Here is a 372-nt window from a genome sequence, read left to right as displayed (position 1 = left end):
ACATCAAGAAACTCGGGACCATTCCTGACGGTGGTGGCTGGAGGGCCCACGGACGCGGATCTGCCCCAGACCGTCAGGCCGGTGTTGCCCGTGGCAGGAAGACCCGGGCGGGTGCGAACCCGGGACGCGGGTATTCCTATCTCCATCACGCGGTAGACGATCACTCCCGGCTGGTGTACTCCGAGATCCTGGGTGATGAGAAGAAAGAGACCGCGGCCGGGTTCTGGACCCGGGCCCGGGGCTTTTTCGCCGGCTGTGGGATCACCGTGCGGCAGGTGATGACCGATAACGGTGCCTGCTACCGGTCACACACGTTCGCCGATGCTCTCGGCGACGGCGTTGAGCACCGGTACACCAGGCCGTATCGGCCGC

Annotated in this window: 1 protein-coding gene; it reads left to right on the top strand. The window is 65.6% G+C overall.

What is annotated here, in order from left to right; genetic code table 11:
- On the top strand, positions 1-372 hold a 372-nt coding region (locus tag ACQCVD_RS15520), incomplete at both ends, for a DDE-type integrase/transposase/recombinase (protein WP_426824680.1).

Origin of the sequence: Corynebacterium halotolerans, assembly GCF_050107895.1 — a bacterium.
Lineage (GTDB): Bacteria > Actinomycetota > Actinomycetes > Mycobacteriales > Mycobacteriaceae > Corynebacterium > Corynebacterium halotolerans_B.
Note: the sequence above shows the minus strand (reverse complement) of the source record. Positions and strands in the feature narration are given on the sequence as shown.